Source organism: Gammaproteobacteria bacterium (assembly GCA_037388465.1).
Classification (GTDB): domain Bacteria; phylum Pseudomonadota; class Gammaproteobacteria; order SpSt-1174; family SpSt-1174; genus JARRKE01.
In genome coordinates this window covers 12,043-28,579 of record JARRKE010000012.1, presented here as the reverse complement: position 1 = coordinate 28,579, position 16,537 = coordinate 12,043, and the positions used below count along the sequence as shown (strand labels likewise).

At 61.5% G+C, this 16,537-nt stretch carries 13 protein-coding genes and 1 tRNA gene; all 14 read right to left on the bottom strand.

Annotated features, from left to right (window positions below):
- Positions 1–12 precede the first annotated feature (12 nt).
- Positions 13–2,658 carry a translation initiation factor IF-2 gene (infB, locus tag P8Y64_03970; protein ID MEJ2059628.1) on the bottom strand — a complete coding sequence of 882 codons (2,646 nt, stop codon included), beginning with the start codon at positions 2,656–2,658 and terminating at the stop codon, positions 13–15.
- Positions 2,659–2,678: 20 nt separating this feature from the next.
- The gene (gene nusA / locus P8Y64_03965) at positions 2,679–4,184 is read right to left on the bottom strand and encodes a transcription termination factor NusA (GenBank protein MEJ2059627.1); all 1,506 of its coding nucleotides are present in this window, start codon (positions 4,182–4,184) and stop codon (positions 2,679–2,681) included.
- A gap of 25 nt (positions 4,185–4,209) precedes the next feature.
- Positions 4,210–4,662 (bottom strand): ribosome maturation factor RimP, encoded by a 453-nt coding sequence (gene rimP / locus P8Y64_03960; GenBank protein MEJ2059626.1) that lies wholly within the window; start codon positions 4,660–4,662, stop codon positions 4,210–4,212.
- A 105-nt stretch (positions 4,663–4,767) separates the two neighbouring features.
- Positions 4,768–4,844: transfer RNA gene (locus tag P8Y64_03955), tRNA-Met, on the bottom strand.
- 95 nt (positions 4,845–4,939) lie between these two features.
- A complete protein-coding gene (locus P8Y64_03950; protein ID MEJ2059625.1) occupies positions 4,940–5,272 on the bottom strand; it encodes a DUF2818 family protein in 333 nt (110 codons plus the stop codon).
- 5 nt (positions 5,273–5,277) lie between these two features.
- A complete protein-coding gene (gene nuoN / locus P8Y64_03945; protein MEJ2059624.1) occupies positions 5,278–6,720 on the bottom strand; it encodes an NADH-quinone oxidoreductase subunit NuoN in 1,443 nt (480 codons plus the stop codon).
- 10 nt (positions 6,721–6,730) lie between these two features.
- Positions 6,731–8,260 (bottom strand): NADH-quinone oxidoreductase subunit M, encoded by a 1,530-nt coding sequence (locus tag P8Y64_03940; GenBank protein ID MEJ2059623.1) that lies wholly within the window; start codon positions 8,258–8,260, stop codon positions 6,731–6,733.
- A 53-nt stretch (positions 8,261–8,313) separates the two neighbouring features.
- Entirely contained in the window at positions 8,314–10,302 is a 1,989-nt protein-coding gene (gene nuoL / locus P8Y64_03935; protein MEJ2059622.1) for an NADH-quinone oxidoreductase subunit L, read from the bottom strand.
- Between the two features lie 6 nt (positions 10,303–10,308).
- On the bottom strand, positions 10,309–10,614 hold the full coding sequence (gene nuoK / locus P8Y64_03930) for an NADH-quinone oxidoreductase subunit NuoK (protein ID MEJ2059621.1): 306 nt from the start codon (positions 10,612–10,614) through the stop codon (positions 10,309–10,311).
- A 35-nt stretch (positions 10,615–10,649) separates the two neighbouring features.
- A complete protein-coding gene (locus P8Y64_03925) occupies positions 10,650–11,246 on the bottom strand; it encodes an NADH-quinone oxidoreductase subunit J (GenBank protein MEJ2059620.1) in 597 nt (198 codons plus the stop codon).
- A 25-nt stretch (positions 11,247–11,271) separates the two neighbouring features.
- Entirely contained in the window at positions 11,272–11,760 is a 489-nt protein-coding gene (gene nuoI / locus P8Y64_03920) for an NADH-quinone oxidoreductase subunit NuoI (GenBank protein MEJ2059619.1), read from the bottom strand.
- Positions 11,761–11,773: 13 nt separating this feature from the next.
- The gene (gene nuoH, locus P8Y64_03915) at positions 11,774–12,826 is read right to left on the bottom strand and encodes an NADH-quinone oxidoreductase subunit NuoH (protein MEJ2059618.1); all 1,053 of its coding nucleotides are present in this window, start codon (positions 12,824–12,826) and stop codon (positions 11,774–11,776) included.
- Between the two features lie 40 nt (positions 12,827–12,866).
- Positions 12,867–15,221 carry an NADH-quinone oxidoreductase subunit NuoG gene (gene nuoG / locus P8Y64_03910; GenBank protein MEJ2059617.1) on the bottom strand — a complete coding sequence of 785 codons (2,355 nt, stop codon included), beginning with the start codon at positions 15,219–15,221 and terminating at the stop codon, positions 12,867–12,869.
- Positions 15,222–15,241: 20 nt separating this feature from the next.
- A complete protein-coding gene (gene nuoF, locus P8Y64_03905) occupies positions 15,242–16,537 on the bottom strand; it encodes an NADH-quinone oxidoreductase subunit NuoF (GenBank protein MEJ2059616.1) in 1,296 nt (431 codons plus the stop codon).

The following is a 16,537-nucleotide window of genomic DNA, read 5'->3' as shown; positions in this document are numbered from 1 at the left end:
CAGCGCCGTGAATCAGAGGGTACGGGCGACTTCGATGCGCTCGTAGACCTCGATCTGATCACCGGGACGGACATCGTTGTAGTTCTTCACCGCGATACCGCATTCGGTGCCGGTGCGGACCTCGTTCACGTCGTCCTTGTGGCGACGCAGCGATTCCAGCTCGCCCTCGTAGATGACCACGTTGTCGCGCAGTACACGGATGGGATTGCCGCGGCGTACCGAACCCTCGACCACCAGACAGCCCGCGACCGCACCGAACCCGGAGGCCTTGAACACGTCCTTGACCTCGGCGACGCCGATGATCTCTTCGCGCAACTCCGGCGAAAGCAGGCCGCTGAGCGCCTGTTTGACGTCATCGATGACATCGTAGATCACGCTGTAATAGCGGATGTCGACACCGTGCTCCTCCGCGAGGCGGCGTGCGGCGCCGTCGGCACGCACGTTGAAGCCGATGATGAAGGCCTGCGAGGCCACCGCCAGGTTGACGTCGGATTCGGCGATACCACCGACCCCGAGGGACACGATCTTCACCTCGACCTCGTCGGTGCTCAGCTTGGTCAACGAGTCGCGCAACGCTTCGGCACTGCCCTGCACGTCCGCCTTGATCAGCAGGTTGACGGTCTGCTTCTCGCCTTCCTGCATCTGGTTGAACAGGTTCTCGAGCTTGGCGGCCTGTTGCGAAGCGAGCTTCTGCTCGCGCGACTTGGCGCGACGGAAATCGGCGACTTCACGCGCCTTGCGCTCGTTCTCGACCACCATGACGTCGTCACCGGCATTCGGCGTGCCGGACAGGCCCAGCACCAGCACCGGGGTGGAAGGCCCGGCCTTTTTCACTTGGTTGCCGTTCTCGTCGAACATGGCGCGCACGCGACCGAATTCCTCGCCGGTGAGCAGCATGTCGCCCTGATTGAGGACGCCGCGCTGTATCAGCACGGTGGCCACGGGACCGCGTCCCTTGTCCAGTGAGGATTCGACGACCACGCCGCTGGCCGGACCGGTATCAGGCGCCTTCAGCTCCAGCACCTCGGACTGCAGCAGCACCGCATCGAGCAGATCGTCGACACCCTGGCCGGTCTTGGCGGAGACGTTCACGAACATGGTGTCGCCGCCCCAGCCTTCGGGGATGACCTCGTGCTTGGAAAGCTCGGTCATCACGCGTTCCGGATCGGCCTCCGGCTTGTCGATCTTGTTGACCGCCACCACGATCGGCACGCCGGCCGCCTTGGCGTGCTGGATGGCCTCCAGGGTCTGCGGCATGACGCCATCGTCGGCGGCCACGACAAGAATGACCACGTCGGTCACCTTGGCGCCGCGGGCGCGCATCGCCGTAAAGGCGGCGTGGCCCGGCGTATCCAGGAAGGTGATCCCGCCCTTGTCGGTTTCGACGTGATAGGCGCCGATATGCTGGGTAATGCCGCCGGCCTCGCCTTCCACCACCTTGGCGCGGCGAATGTAGTCGAGCAGCGAGGTCTTGCCGTGATCGACGTGCCCCATGATGGTGACCACGGGGGGACGCGCGGACTCGGGGCGTGTCTCTTCTTCCGTTACGGTGATCAGGTCGGCCTCGACATCCGTCGCCTGCGCCGCCTTGGCAATATGCCCCATCTCCTCGACCACCAGCGTCGCGGTGTCCTGATCCAGGGTCTGGTTGATGTTGGCCATCACGCCCATGCCCATCAGGGCCTTGAGCACTTCGCCGGCCTTGACCGCCATGCGCTTGGCCAGATCGCCCACGGAGATGGCCTCGGGGATCTCGACCTCCTGTACCACGGGCGCGGTCGGGCGCTCGAAACCGTGCTTGCCGACCGCAACGGCCGCCGGCGTCACGGCGCGCTTCGGCTTTTTGCGCCGACGCCCGCTCTTGTCCGTGGCCACGTGCAGTTCCTCGCGACCGTAAAGGGTAGGCTCACCGCGTTCGCGCGTCTTGCGGGATTTGCCCCGTCCACCGGCCTTTTCCTTGGCCGCTGCGGGTTCGGCAGCGGCGGCCTTCTCGACACGCGCCTTCTCGGCTTCGGCCTCGCGACGGGCCTTTTCGGCCTCGGCCTTGCGCTGCGCCTCTTCGGCAGCGGCCTTGCGCTCCTCTTCGGCCTTGCGCTGTGCCTCTTCGCGCGCCTTGCGCTCCTTTTCGAGCATTTCGGCCATCTGCGCGGTCTTGCTCTTACGCGCAGCGGGCTTCGGCTCGGGGGCCGGTTCTGGCGCAGCCTCGGGCTCGGGAGCCGGCTCGACGGCAACCGGTTCTTCCTTCGCTACCGGCTCGGCCTTAGGTTCCGGCGCCTTCTCGGCGGCCGGCATTTCGGGTGCCTCGGGCGCCGCCGGGGGTGGCGTTGCTTCGACCTCCGGCTGCTGTTCGGCTTCCGAGGGACGTTTGACGTAAGTACGCTTGCGGCGCACCTCGACGTTGACGGTTTTTGCACGCCCCTGGTTTCCGGAAACCTTGATTTCCGAAGTCGTTTTGCGGCGCAGCGTGATCTTGCGCCCCTCGCCAGCGGCTTTGCCATGCGCTTGACGAAGATGCTCCAGCAGTTGCATCTTCTCCTCTTCACTGACGCTCGCGTCGGGATCATTGATCGCGAGACCAGCCTCTTTCAGCTGCTCAAGCAGGCGGTCGACTGGTGTGCCGACGACGTCCGCAAGTTGTCTGACAGTGACCTTAGACATCTTGGCTGTCCTCCGTCGGTTTATTCATTCTGTGCTTCGCCCTCAAACCAGGGGGCACGGGCAACCATGATCAGGGCCGCGGCTCTTTCCTCGTCCATGCCTTCAAGCTCGAGCAGGTCATCCACTGCAAGCTCGGCAAGATCTTCCTGCGTGCATACGCCGCGCTCTGCCAAGGCATAGGCAAGCTCTTCCGTCATGCCCTCGAGATCGAGCAAATCCTGAGCCGGCTGCTGCTCGCCCAGCGCTTCTTCGCTCGCAATCGCCTTGGTCAGCAAGGCATCGCGTGCACGCTGACGCAGCTCCTCGACGATGTCCTCGTCGAATTCCTCGATCTGCAGCAGCTCGGAGGTCGGCACATAGGCGATTTCCTCGACCGAGGAAAAACCTTCCTGCTGCAGAATGATGGCGACCTCTTCGTCGACGTCCAGCTGTTCCATGAACTGCTGCTGGATGTCCTTGGCCTCGGCTTCGCTTTTCTCTTCCGCCTGCTCGATGCTCATGACGTTGAGATCCCAGCCGGTGAGTTCGCTGGCCAGCTTGACGTTCTGGCCGCCGCGGCCAATGGCCTGTGCCAGCTTTTCATCCTCGACGGCGATATCCATGCTGTGCGAATCCTCGTCGATGACGATGGACTGCACATCGGCGGGCGACATCGCGTTGATGACGAACTGGGCCGGATTGTCGTCCCACAGGATGATATCCACCCGCTCGCCGGCGAGTTCGTTGGAGACCGTCTGTACACGCGAACCGCGCATGCCAACGCAGGCGCCCACGGGGTCGAGGCGCGGGTCGTTCGAACGCACGGCGATCTTGGCGCGCATGCCGGAATCGCGGGCCGCGCCGAGAATATCGATCACGCCCTGCCCCACTTCGGGCACCTCAAGCTTGAACAGCTCGATCAGGAATTCCGGCGCGGTGCGGCTGACGAACAGCTGCGGGCCGCGCGGTTCGGAACGCACCTCGTAGAGGAAGCCGCGCAGTCTGTCGCCGTTACGCACGGATTCACGCGGGATCATCTGCTCGCGCGGGATGAACGCCTCCGCATTGGCGCCCAGGTCGAGATAAATTCCGCTGCGCTCGACACGCTTGACGGAGCCCATGATCAGCTCGCCGACGCGATCCTGATAGGCGTCGACGATCTGCGCACGTTCCGCCTCGCGCACCTTTTGCACGATGACCTGCTTCGCGGTTTGCGCGGCAATGCGGCCGAAGTCCACGGACTCGATCGGTTCCTCGATATAGTCGCCGATCTGGATATCGGGATGATCCTTCGCCGCATAGCTGTACAGGATCTGCCGCTGCGTGCTTTCGAAATCGGGATCTTCGTCGTCCACGACCTGCCAACGGCGGAAGGTGTCGTAATCGCCGCTGGTGCGGTCGATCGCGACGCGCACGTCGACATCTCCACCGTGCTTTTTACGCGTGGCGGAAGCAAGCGCCGCTTCGAGCGCCTCGAAAATGATGCTTTTGTCTACACCCTTTTCGTTGGAGACGGCATCGACGACCAACAGGATTTCTTTGTTCATGTCCAGATTCTCCGCAACGAATGCCTTAGAGCTCCGGTATCAGCCGCGCGCTTTCCACTTCGCTCAAAGGGACCTCATACGTTTGTCCATCAATTTCAAGGGCCACCTGTTCACCGGTAAGACCGAGCAGGCGACCCTTGAAGTTCCTGCGCCCGCCGTGAGCTCTGAGCAGCCTGAGCTTCACCAGCGCACCCGCGAATCGCTCGTAATGCGCCGGCCTGAACAGCTGCCGGTCCAGCCCCGGCGAGGAGACTTCCAGCGTGTAAGCGCCACGGATCGGCTCTTCCACATCCAGCAAACCGCTGAGATGCTCGCTGATCAGGGTGCAGTCATCGAGCGTGATACCGTCGGGCGAGTCGATAAACACCCGCAGCAGGCCCTCACCGGCGCCTGCCCGGTATTCGATACCCCACAGCTCATACCCGAGGTGTTCCACCACGGGTTCGATGAGCGCCTCTAATCTGTCTGTTTCCGGCACGATCCCGTCCGCCACCGGCGGGTTGTCTTCTAAATCAATAAGTTAAAAAGCGGCCTACGGCCGCCAGCTAATAAAAAGGCCCCATGAAGGGGCCGTTTTAATTCTTGGTAGCGGGGGCAGGATTTGAACCTGCGACCTTCGGGTTATGAGCCCGACGAGCTGCCAGACTGCTCCACCCCGCAATCGAGGCTGTGCATTGTACGGATACGCTCGGATAAATTCAAGAAGATGCGGCAATCACTTAGCGTTGATTGCTAGCGGAACTTCTCAAACCGCCTCAACCACCGGTACGCGGCTGGCGATGCTTGAGGTGGTGGCTCAAATCGTAGCGATAGATAAACCCGGGCAGCGCGAAGACGACGAACAGCGAGGCCGTGACCACGTAAAACACCCACCCTTTGTGGTAGATCTCACCGGTGTAACGCTGCTCCAGGCCCAGCCCAAGCCCGCCGATGACGAAGTACAGGACCAGCCATTCCAGCAGGCGCAGCCAGGGAGACTTCGGGTTACGGGGTTTGAAGACGAAAAAGATACGCTCGCTCAGCCAGGGCAGACTGGCCGCCACGAGCGCGATCGCGAGGTAAATCCAGATAACGGCGGTTTCGGTCACGTGTCTCAGCCGGTGAATGCGGATGCGCAAATAGACATCAGGAAGCCGGGAAATATCCCCAGTCCGAGCATCAACAGACCATTGGCGCCCAGCAGGATATTCACATCGACACCTGCCGCCAGCGGCTCCTCGCTCTCGGGCTTGTCGAAGTACATGAACTTGACCACCCGCAGATAGTAGAAGGCGCCGACGATGGAGAAAACCACCGCCACCAGCGCAAGCCAGACCATATTGATCTGCAGGACCGCCTGGATCGCCACCAGCTTGGCATAGAAGCCCACGGTGGGCGGAACGCCCGCCATCGAGAACATCAGCAGCAGCATGATGAACGCGTACCATGGATTGCGGTCGTTCAGGCCCTTGAGGTCGCTCAGCTTTTCGGCCTCGAAGCCCTGGCGGCTCATCAGCAGCAGGACGCCGAAGGCGCCGGTGGTCATGATCGCGTAGATCAGGGTGTAGAACATGGCCGCCGCGTAACCGCTGCTCAGACCGGACAGCACGCCGAGCAGGATGAAGCCGACGTGCGAAATGGTGGAATAGGCCAGCATGCGCTTGATATTGGTCTGCGCGATGGCGACCAGATTACCGATGACCATGGACAGCACGGAAAGGATGATCAGCATTTGCTGCCAGTCGTGAACCAGCGTTCCCAAACCGTCGACCAGCAACCGTATGGCCATGGCAAAGGCGGCGATCTTGGGCGCGGACCCGATATACAGGGTGACCGAAGTCGGCGCACCTTCGTACACGTCCGGCATCCACATATGGAACGGCACGGCGCCCAGTTTGAAGGCCACACCAACCACGATGAACGACAACCCGAAAACGAGCGGCACATTGGCGGCGGTTGCATGCTGCAGCAGGTGGTTGTTGACCGCGAGCAGATCAAGCGTGCCGGTGACGCCGTACAGGATCGACATGCCGTAAAGCAGCATGCCGCTGGCAATGGCGCCAAGCACGAAGTACTTCATCGCCGCCTCCGAGGAGCGCGCCGAATCGCGGTTGAAGGCCACCATGGCGTACAGCGCGAGGGACAGCAATTCGAGCCCCAGGTACAGCGTCAGGAAGCTGTAGGCGGAAATCATGATCATCATGCCGAGCACGCCGAACAGGCCCAGCACGAAATATTCACCCTTGAACAGACCCTTGTCCTTCAGATAGGGCCTGGAATAAACGAAGACCAGGAAGGTGATCGCATACACCGCGACCTTGAGGACCATCGACAGGGTGTCGCTGACGAACATGCCGCTGAAGGTCAGCACACTTTCGCGGCCGGTCAGCCAGATGCTCAGTACCGCCGCGCCGATCAGGGTGGCCTGGGTCAGCAGATAGGTGGCGTCACGCTGCTCGTCTTTAAGGAACAAGTCGACGACCAGGATGAGACATGCCATACCGAGCACGAACATCTCGGGGACGGCGGGAAGGAAATTGGGCAAACTCGGGCTCATGGCTACATCCTTAAAGAGTCGACTGTGCCAGTTGGTGCGTCACGTGCTGGATCAGGTGATTGACCGACACATGCATCACATCCAGCAGCGGCGCGGGCCAGACACCCAGTGCCAGTATCACCAGTGCCAGCAGGCTTAGCATGAAGAATTCGCGGCGATTGATGTCCGACAGCGTGGCCACCCCGTCGCTGGTGACCTCGCCGAAAATCACGCGCTTGACCATCCACAGGGTATAGGCCGCCCCGATAATCAGGGTGGTGCCCGCCAGGAAGGCAAACCAGAAATTGGCCTTGAAACTGGCCAGGATCACCATGAACTCGCCGACGAAGCCGGACGTGCCCGGCAGGCCGGCGTTGGCCATGGCGAACAGCACGAAAAAGCCGGCGAACTTGGGCATGGTGTTCATGACGCCGCCGTAGTCGGAAATCTCGCGCGAATGCAGACGATCGTACAGCACGCCGACCCCGAGGAACATCGCGCCGGAGACGAAACCGTGCGAGATCATCTGCACCATGCCGCCTTCGATTCCCATCGCGGCGCCGCTCAATCCCCCGCTACTGTGCTCGTAGATAAAGAACAGCAGGAAGAAACCCAGGGTGACGAAGCCCATATGGGCGATCGAGGAATACGCGATCAGTTTTTTCATGTCCTGCTGAACCAGGGCCACGAAGCCGATGTAGACCACCGCCACCAGCGACATCAGGGCGATCAGCCAGGCGAGTTCGGCACTGGCGTGCGGCGTGATCGGCAGACTGAATCGCAGGAACCCATAGCCGCCGATCTTGAGCATGATGGCAGCCAGGATCACGGAACCGCCGGTGGGCGCTTCGACGTGGGCGTCCGGCAGCCAGGTATGGACCGGCCACATGGGCACCTTGACCGCAAACGCCAGCAGAAACGAGATAAAGATCAGGATCTGCGCCGTAAGCCCCAGGTTCAGGTTATAGAACTGCAGGATGCCGAAGCTACCGGACTGGGTATACATGTAGATCAGCGAGACCAGCATGAATACCGAGCCCAGGAATGTGTACAGGAAGAACTTGAGCGTCGCGTATACGCGCCGCGGCCCGCCCCATATGCCGATCACCAGGAACATCGGAATCAGCATGCCCTCGAAGAAGATGTAGAACAGGATCGCGTCCAGCGAGGCGAACACGCCGTTCATCAGCCCTTCCATGATCAGGAAGGCGGCCATGTATTGCGCCACGCGATACTTAATCACCTCCCAGCCCGCGATTACCACGATCACGGTGGTGAAGGTGGTCAGCAGAATCAGCGGCATCGAGATACCGTCGACCCCGAGGTGATAGTTGATGTTGAAGCTGCTGATCCAGGGCAGCATCTCCTGGAACTGCATGTGATACGTCGACGAATCAAACGCCGTATACAAAGGGATGCTGAACAGGAAAGTCAGCACGGCGACGCCGAGCGCGAGCCGGCGTGCGCCGTCCGGCGCCTTATCACCTGCCGCCAGGACTATGAAGCCGCCGATGATCGGCGTCCATATCACAAGACTCAATAAGGGCCAGTTGGCAAACATGAGTGTTCCTTAACGCTTAATCTGGGTTTCTTATCGGAATAATCGTCAGCGGCTCAATGCAGGATGACGAACCAGCTGAGCAACAGCAGCAGACCGATGATCATCGAGAACGCATAGTGATACAGGAAGCCGGTCTGAACGTGGCGGACGCGGGCGGCCAGCCAGCCGACCGTGCGTGCAGTACCGTTCACGACCAGCCCGTCGATCACGAAGACATCGCCGATCCGCCACAACAGCCGGCCGAGACCGCGGGCGCCGCCGGCAAAAACGAACTGATTGAACTCGTCCGCGTAATATTTGTTGTCCAGCAGCCGGTACAGCCAGTTGAAGCGCTTCATGGCCATATCCGCCAGTTCCGGGCGGCGCATGTAAACGAACCAGGCCGTGAAGATACCGGCCAGCGCGAGGAAGAACGGCACGCCGAGCACACCGTGCAGAATGAAACCGAAAATACCGTGGTATTCGGCACCGATCTCGCCGAGCACGTTGTGCGCCTCGCTGACGTGGATGGCATTGCCGAAGTAGCCGCCGAACAGGATCGGCCCGATGAAGTAACCGGCGACCACGGAGGGAATGGCCAGCGCCACCAGCGGCACGGTCACCACCCACGGCGACTCGTGCAGGTGTTCACGGGTATGGGCATCCATACGTTCCTCACCGTGGAACACGAGAAAGAACAGGCGGAAGGTATACAGCGCGGTGACGAATACGCCGAGCAGAACCATCCAGTAGGCGAACCCGGCACCCGGGGTATGCGATTCATGCACCGCCTCGATAATCGCGTCCTTGGAGAAGAAACCGGCGAACGGCGGAATGCCGGCCAGGGCCAGCGAACCGATCAGCGTCGTCCAGTAGGTGATCGGCATGTACTTCTTCAGCCCGCCCATCTTGCGGATGTCCTGCTCGTGGTGCATCGCCATGATGACCGAACCCGCGGCCAGGAACAGCAGGGCCTTGAAGAAGGCATGGGTCATCAGGTGGAAGATACCCGCCGCATAAGCGGAGGCACCCAGCGCGGTGGCCATATAGCCCAGCTGGGACAGGGTCGAATAGGCGATGACCCGCTTGATGTCGTTCTGCACGATGCCGACCAGCCCCATGAAAAAGGCGGTGATCGAACCGATGACCAGGATGAAGCCCAGCGCGGTGGTGCTGAGTTCATACAGTGGCGACATGCGTGCCACCATGAAGATGCCGGCGGTCACCATGGTCGCGGCATGGATCAGCGCGGAAATCGGGGTCGGGCCTTCCATGGAATCCGGAAGCCAGACATGCAGCGGCACCTGCGCCGACTTACCCATGGCGCCGATAAACAGCAGAATGCCGATCACGGTCATCACCGGCCATTCGTGGCCGGGGATGATGGTAATGGTTTGCGCGGCCACGCCCGGTGCGCGCTCGAAGACGGTGGCGTAATCGAGGCTGTTCATATAGAGCAGCACACAGGCGATACCGAGCAGGAAGCCGAAATCGCCCACACGGTTGACCAGGAAGGCCTTGAGGTTGGCGAAAATGGCCGATTCGCGGTTCACGTAAAAACCGATCAGCAGGTAGGAAACCAGGCCCACCGCTTCCCAGCCGAAGAACAGCTGCATGAAGTTGTTCGACATCACCAGCATGAGCATGGAGAACGTGAACAGGGAGATGTAGCTGAAGAAGCGCTGGTAGGTGGTCTCGCGCGGCTTGCTGGTCTCGGGCCACAGTTCCTCGTCATGCCCCATGTAGCCGATGGTGTAGAGGTGCACCAGCAGCGAAACGAAGGTAACCACCACCATCATCAGTGCGGTGAGGTGGTCGATCAGGAACCCGACCTCGAAACGGATGCCATCGCTCACCATCCAGGTATAAACAGATGCGTTATAGGTCTGGCCGCCACCGAACACCTGATCGTAGAAGACGTAGGCCGAAAGCAGGAACGAGATTCCCACACCGAGGATGGTCACGGTATGCGCACCGGCGCGGCCGATCTTGCGGCCGAACAGGCCGGCGATGATGGAACCGACCAGTGAGGCCAGCGGTATCGCGAGATAGATGTTCTCCATGCCCCCTTACCCCTGCAGTTCGTCCAGGTCCTGAACGTTGATCGTCTGACGATTGCGGAACAACACGACCAGAATGGCCAGACCGATGGCGGCCTCCGCAGCTGCAACGGTCAGAATGAAGAACACGAACACCTGTCCCGCAAGGTCGCCGCTGTAATGGGAAAAGGCGATGAAGTTGATATTCACCGCCAGCAGCATCAGTTCGATCGACATCAACAGAATGATGACGTTCTTCCGGTTCAGGAAGATGCCGGCCACACTGAGCGAGAACAGAATCGCGCCGAGAATGAGGTAATGAGAAAGTGGAATCATTGCCGTATCGATCTTGTCGTTGTTTGGGGTCCGGGTCAGGATTTCTTTTCGGACTTCATGCGGACCAGGCGTACCCGGTCCTTGCGTGAAATGCGCACCTGCTCGCCCGGATTCTGGTACTTGGTCTCGGGTCGGCGGCGGAGGGTCAACGCGATCGCGGCGATGATTGCGACCAGGAGAATCACCGCTGCGATCTCGAAGGGATAAACGTAATCGGTGTACAACACGCCGCCCAGCGCCTGCGTATTGCTGTAATCCGCCGCACCCGGCGCCGGCGCGGCCACGTCGAAATACTTCGCGCCGACGACGGCGACCATTTCGGCCACCATCAGCGCCGCCACCAGCACACCGACCGGCAGGAAGCGAATAAAACCTTCGCGCATCCGGCTTATATTGATGTCGAGCATCATCACCACGAACAGGAACAGCACCATTACCGCGCCGACGTAGACCAGCACCAGCACGACGCCGAGGAATTCGGCCTCCATCAGCAGCCACAGGGCGGCCGCCGTGAAGAAGGTCAGCACCAGAAACAACGCGGCATGGACGGGATTGCGCACGGTGATCATCCGCAGGGCGGAGAACACCATGATCGCCGAGAAGAAGTAGAAAACGATTTCTTGGAAACTCATCGCAGAGGCAGTCCGTCGGTCCGGTTTATCGGTAGGCGGCATCGGCGGCACGATCTGCCGCGAGCTGCTGTTCGTATTTGTCGCCGATGGCCAGCAGCTTGTCCTTGGTCATGATCTGCTCGCCCCGGTTCTCGAAGTGGTATTCGAAAATTCGCGTTTCGACGATGGAATCGACCGGGCAGGCCTCCTCACAGAAGCCGCAGTAAATGCACTTGAACAGGTCAATGTCATAACGCGTGGTGCGACGGGTGCCATCCGCGCGCTCTTCGGAGTCGATGGTAATGGCCAGCGCCGGGCATACCGCTTCACACAGCTTGCAGGCAATACAGCGCTCCTCGCCGTTGGGGTAGCGGCGCAGCGCGTGCAGACCGCGGAAACGCGACGATTGCGGCGTTTTCTCTTCCGGGTACTGCACCGTGATCTTGTTCGTGAACAAATGCCGGCCGGTCAACGCCATACCGCGCAGCAGCTCCAGCAGCATGAAGCTCTTGAAGAAGTTGCGAACTGCATTCATGTCTCGATACTCCTCAGGCGAACCAGGGGCCGATATGGAAAGCCACGGCCAGCCCCTCGACCACCAGCCAGACGATCGTTACCGGGATCAGCACCTTCCATCCCAACCGCATGATCTGGTCATAGCGATAACGGGGGAACGTGGCGCGGAACCACAGGAACAGGAACATGAAGAAGAATGTCTTGACGATGAACCAGTGGACGCCCGGTCCCAGCAAGGCACCGATGACCGGCACCTTGAAGGCAGCCGCCGGCAGAATGCCCTCGAAAGGCGACAGCCAGCCGCCCAGGAACATCACCACCGTCAAGGCCGAGATAAGAATGATGTTGGCGTATTCCGCCAGGAAGAAGATCGCAAACGCCATACCGGAATATTCGACATGAAAACCGGCCACGATCTCGGACTCCCCTTCCGCGACATCGAACGGCGCGCGGTTGGTCTCGGCCACCCCGGAAATCAGATAGACCAGGAACAACGGCAACAGCGGCAACAGGAACCAGTGATACACGCTGCCCTGCTGGGCGCGCACGATGTCTCCCAGATTCAGGCTGCCCGCGGCCATCAACACGCCGACCAGCGCGAAGCCCATGGCGATTTCGTATGCGACGATCTGGGCCGCCGAACGCATGGCGCCCAGCAAGGCGTATTTCGAATTCGACGCCCAGCCGGCGATGATGACGCCGTAGACGCCCAGCGAGGTGATCGCCAGCAGATACAGCAACCCCGCGTTGACGTTCGCCAGCACCAGATGCGCATCGAACGGGATGACCGCCCAGGCGGCCAGCGCCGTGCCGAAGGCGAGAACCGGCGCCATGTAAAACAGGAATCGGTTCGCGTTAGTTGGAAGAATGATCTCCTTGAACAGCAGCTTGACCGCGTCGGCGATCGGCTGCAACCAGCCGCGCGGACCCACCCGGTTGGGTCCGATACGCACCTGGATATAACCGATGATCTTGCGTTCGGCGAAGGTCAGATAGGCGACGACCAGCAGCAGGGGCGCAATGATCGCCACGATCTCGAGCAGGATCTGGAGCGCGAGCGGGACCTCGCCCCACAGGGCTACCAGTTGCGATCCGAAGCTGTTCACGGTTTCCATCGTGTCTACCTCAAGCCCTGCTCAATTCGATAAGACCGAAGCTGGCGCCCAGCTGACGCCCCGCCTCGGTCGCCATGGGGATCCACGCACAACCATCCGGTATCGACTCGTCCAGATGCAGTTCCAGTTCGGCCTCTGCCCCACCCTGCCGCACGTTGACCCGGCCGGCATCGCCCAGTCCCTGACGATCCGCTTCGGCAGGATTGATCCAGACGCCATCTTTCCGCCCGTCGACGGTCTGCTGCAGTGGGCTGGAGCGTCTCACCAGCATGTCCTGTGCATAGATACCGACACCGGAAATCCTCATCAGGCCGCTGCCGCTGATCTCGGGCAGCGCATACGATTTACCGAGCTCCAGGGCGTTGTCGAACACGAGGTCTTCGGCGAAGCGGGCCTTGAGTTCGTCGCGCACCTGTTCGGTACTGGTCTGGTCGAACCCGCCGAGACCGAGCAGATTGCCCAGCACACGCAGCACCTTCCAGCCGGGACGTGCCTCACCCGGCGGCGTGGTGGCGCCGTTGAAGCTCTGCCAACGCCCCTCCAGGTTGACGAAGGTGCCGGAGGTTTCCGCAAAGGTGGCGACGGGCAGGATCATATCCGCATGGCGGCGCAATTCTTCACCGGCAAACGGCGTGATCGCGAGCACGAATTCCGCGGCAGCCATCGCCTCGGCAGCCTGCGCCGGATCGGCCGAATCGGACTCCGGCTCCACGCCCAGCAACAGGTAGGCCTTGCGCGGCTGCGCCAGCATGGCCTGGGCGTGAAGCCCGCCCTGTGCCAACATCCCACCGCCAGGCAGGCGATGCGGAACCGCACCGGCCAGCCAGGCGCCGGCCGTGTTGGCGGCCTCGGGCAGATAACCGAAACTGGCGCCGGATTGTTCGGCGATGGCGGCCACCAGTGCACGCAGCGCTGCGGCAGCCGGATGCTGCGCCGCGATGGTGCCCAGGAACACCGCCGCCTTGCCGCCCGCCTTCAGGCGATCGGCCATAGCCTGTTCCGCCTCGCCGACGGTGGCCGAATCCAACAGGGCGGTCGGCTGCTTGGCACCCAGGACCTTGGCCACACCGGCCAACGAACGGATCATTGCCAGCGGATCGACGATGCGCTCGGCGGCGAGGTCGAAACGGAACGCGAAATCGCGCGGGTTGATCGCCATCATCGCGGCGCCCTTCAGGGCGGCCTTGCGCAGACGGTGACCGATAATCGGGTGGTCCTTGCGCACGTCCGCACCGACCAGCAGCACGGCATCCAGCGCATCGAGGTCCTGCAGCGCCATTCCCAGCCAGGGGAACAGCGGGCGCTGAGCCTGATCCGAGAAATCGTTCTCCCGCAGGCGGTGGTCGATGGCCGTCACGCCCAGCCCACGCATCAGTTTCTGCGCCAGGTACTGTTCTTCCAGCGTGGCGGACGCTGAAAGCAACGCGCCGATGTCATCGGCCGGGAACGAACGCAGGCGCTCGGCGGCGGTTTCCAGCGCCGATTCCCAGTCCGTTTCCTGCCACTGGCCATTGGTCTTGACCAGCGGGCGGGTGACGCGATCAGTATGGGACAGCGCTTCGTAGCTGAAGCGATCGCGGTCGGAGATCCAGCATTCGTTGATGCCTTCGTTATCGCGCGGTACGGCGCGGATCACTTCGCCGCGCAGGGTATGCAGATACAGATTGGAGCCGACGCTGTCGTGCGGCGCGATGCTGGCATGCTGGATAACCTCCCAGGCGCGCGCGCGGAAACGCGAAGGCTTGGCGGTCAGCGCACCGACCGGGCACAGGTCGATCACGTTGCCCGACATCTCGGAGCTGACGCTTTTTTCGACGTAAGTGCCGATCTTCATGAACTCTCCGCGCCCGGTGGCACCCAGTTCGCGCAAACCGGCGACCTCCTCGCCGAAACGCACGCAACGCGTGCAATGGATGCAACGGGTCATCTCGGTCTCGATCAACGGACCGATGTCCTTGTCTTTGACCACACGCTTGTTTTCGGTATAGCGCGAAATATCCTCGCCATAGCCCATGGCCACGTCCTGCAGCTCGCACTCACCGCCCTGGTCGCAGATCGGGCAATCCAGCGGATGATTGATGAGCAGGAATTCCATGGTTCCCTTCTGGGCGCCAAGCGCCTTCGGAGACTGGGTAAACACCTTCATGCCCTCGGACACCGGCGTGGCGCAGGCCGGCAGCGGCTTCGGGGCCTTTTCAACCTCAACCAGACACATGCGGCAATTGGCCGCCACCGACAGTTTCTCGTGATAACAAAAACGCGGCACCTTGATGCCCGCATTGTCGGTGGCTTCAATCAGCATCGACCCCTTGCGTGCCTTGAGGGGAATGCCGTTGACCTCAATATTGACCAGATCTTCGCTCATCGGTGATGTATCCGCCGTATTCAGGCTGCAGCAGCACTGGTGCCTGCGACCATGCTGCGTCCATGCTGGATGTAGTACTCGAATTCGTGCCGGTAATGCTTGATGAAGCTGCGCACCGGCATCGCCGCGGCATCGCCCAGGGCGCAGATGGTGCGCCCCTCGATCTTGCTGGCGACGTCGTCGAGGCGTTCCAGGTCCTCGGGACGGCCGCGGCCTTCCACAATGCGGGTCAGCATGCGGTACAGCCAGCCCGTGCCTTCCCGGCAGGGGGTGCACTGTCCGCAGGATTCGGAGAAATAAAAGCGCGAGACCCGTTGCAGCACCTTCACCATGTCGGCGGTCTCGTCCATGACGATGACCGCACCGGAACCCAGCATGGAGCCCGCCTTGGTGATGGAGTCGTAGTCCATGTTGGTTTTGAGCATGATGTCGCCGGGCACCACGGGCACGGACGAACCGCCGGGAATGACCGCCTTGAGCTTGCGGCCGTGGCGAATCCCGCCGGCCATCTCGAGCAGGTCGGCGAAAGGCATGCCCAGGGGCACCTCATAGTTGCCGGGTCTGGCGACATGCCCCGACACCGAGAACAGCTTCTCGCCGCCGGAGTTTTCCACGCCGAGATCTGCGAACCACTTGCCGCCCTTGCGCATGATCGCCGGGATGGAGGACAGCGACTCGGTGTTGTTGATCGTGGTGGGTCGACCGTACAGCCCGAAGTTGGCCGGGAACGGCGGTTTGAAACGCGGCTGTCCCTTCTTGCCTTCCAGGGACTCGAGCAACGCAGTCTCCTCGCCGCAGATATACGCCCCGGCACCGAGGCTGCCGTGCAGATCGAAGTCGACCCCCGAACCCAGGATGTTCCTGCCGAGCAGCCCCTGGGCGTAGGCCTCCTTGAGGGCCTGCTCGAAGCGGATGAAAGGCTCGTCCATGAACTCGCCGCGCATGTAGTTGTAACCGACGGTCGCGCCGATGGCGTAGCCGGCGATTGCCATGCCCTCGACCAGCGCGTGGGGATTGAAACGCAGAATGTCGCGGTCCTTGCAGGTGCCGGGCTCGGATTCGTCGGAGTTGCAGACGATGTATTTCTGTCCCTCGGTATTGCGGGGCATGAAGCTCCACTTGAGACCGGTCGGGAAACCAGCGCCGCCACGGCCGCGCAGGTTGGACTTCTTGATCTCGTCGATGACGTCCTCGGGCGGAATCTTTTCGCGCAGAATCTTCTTCCACGCCTCGTAGCCCCCAAGCTTGAGATAGTTCTCGTAGCTGTAAGGCTCGTCCGCGAATTGCAGCGTTGTGAAGCAGACCTGATTGACCAT

Coding starts and splice junctions, on each gene's coding strand:
- infB (MEJ2059628.1), bottom strand. CDS start 2,658: ATGTCTAAGGTCACTGTCAGACAACTTGCGGACGTCGTCGGCACACCA.
- nusA (MEJ2059627.1), bottom strand. CDS start 4,184: ATGAACAAAGAAATCCTGTTGGTCGTCGATGCCGTCTCCAACGAAAAG.
- nuoN (MEJ2059624.1), bottom strand. CDS start 6,720: ATGAGCCCGAGTTTGCCCAATTTCCTTCCCGCCGTCCCCGAGATGTTC.
- P8Y64_03940 (MEJ2059623.1), bottom strand. CDS start 8,260: ATGTTTGCCAACTGGCCCTTATTGAGTCTTGTGATATGGACGCCGATC.
- nuoL (MEJ2059622.1), bottom strand. CDS start 10,302: ATGGAGAACATCTATCTCGCGATACCGCTGGCCTCACTGGTCGGTTCC.
- nuoK (MEJ2059621.1), bottom strand. CDS start 10,614: ATGATTCCACTTTCTCATTACCTCATTCTCGGCGCGATTCTGTTCTCG.
- P8Y64_03925 (MEJ2059620.1), bottom strand. CDS start 11,246: ATGAGTTTCCAAGAAATCGTTTTCTACTTCTTCTCGGCGATCATGGTG.
- nuoI (MEJ2059619.1), bottom strand. CDS start 11,760: ATGAATGCAGTTCGCAACTTCTTCAAGAGCTTCATGCTGCTGGAGCTG.
- nuoG (MEJ2059617.1), bottom strand. CDS start 15,221: ATGAGCGAAGATCTGGTCAATATTGAGGTCAACGGCATTCCCCTCAAG.
- nuoF (MEJ2059616.1), bottom strand. CDS start 16,537: ATGGTCAATCAGGTCTGCTTCACAACGCTGCAATTCGCGGACGAGCCT.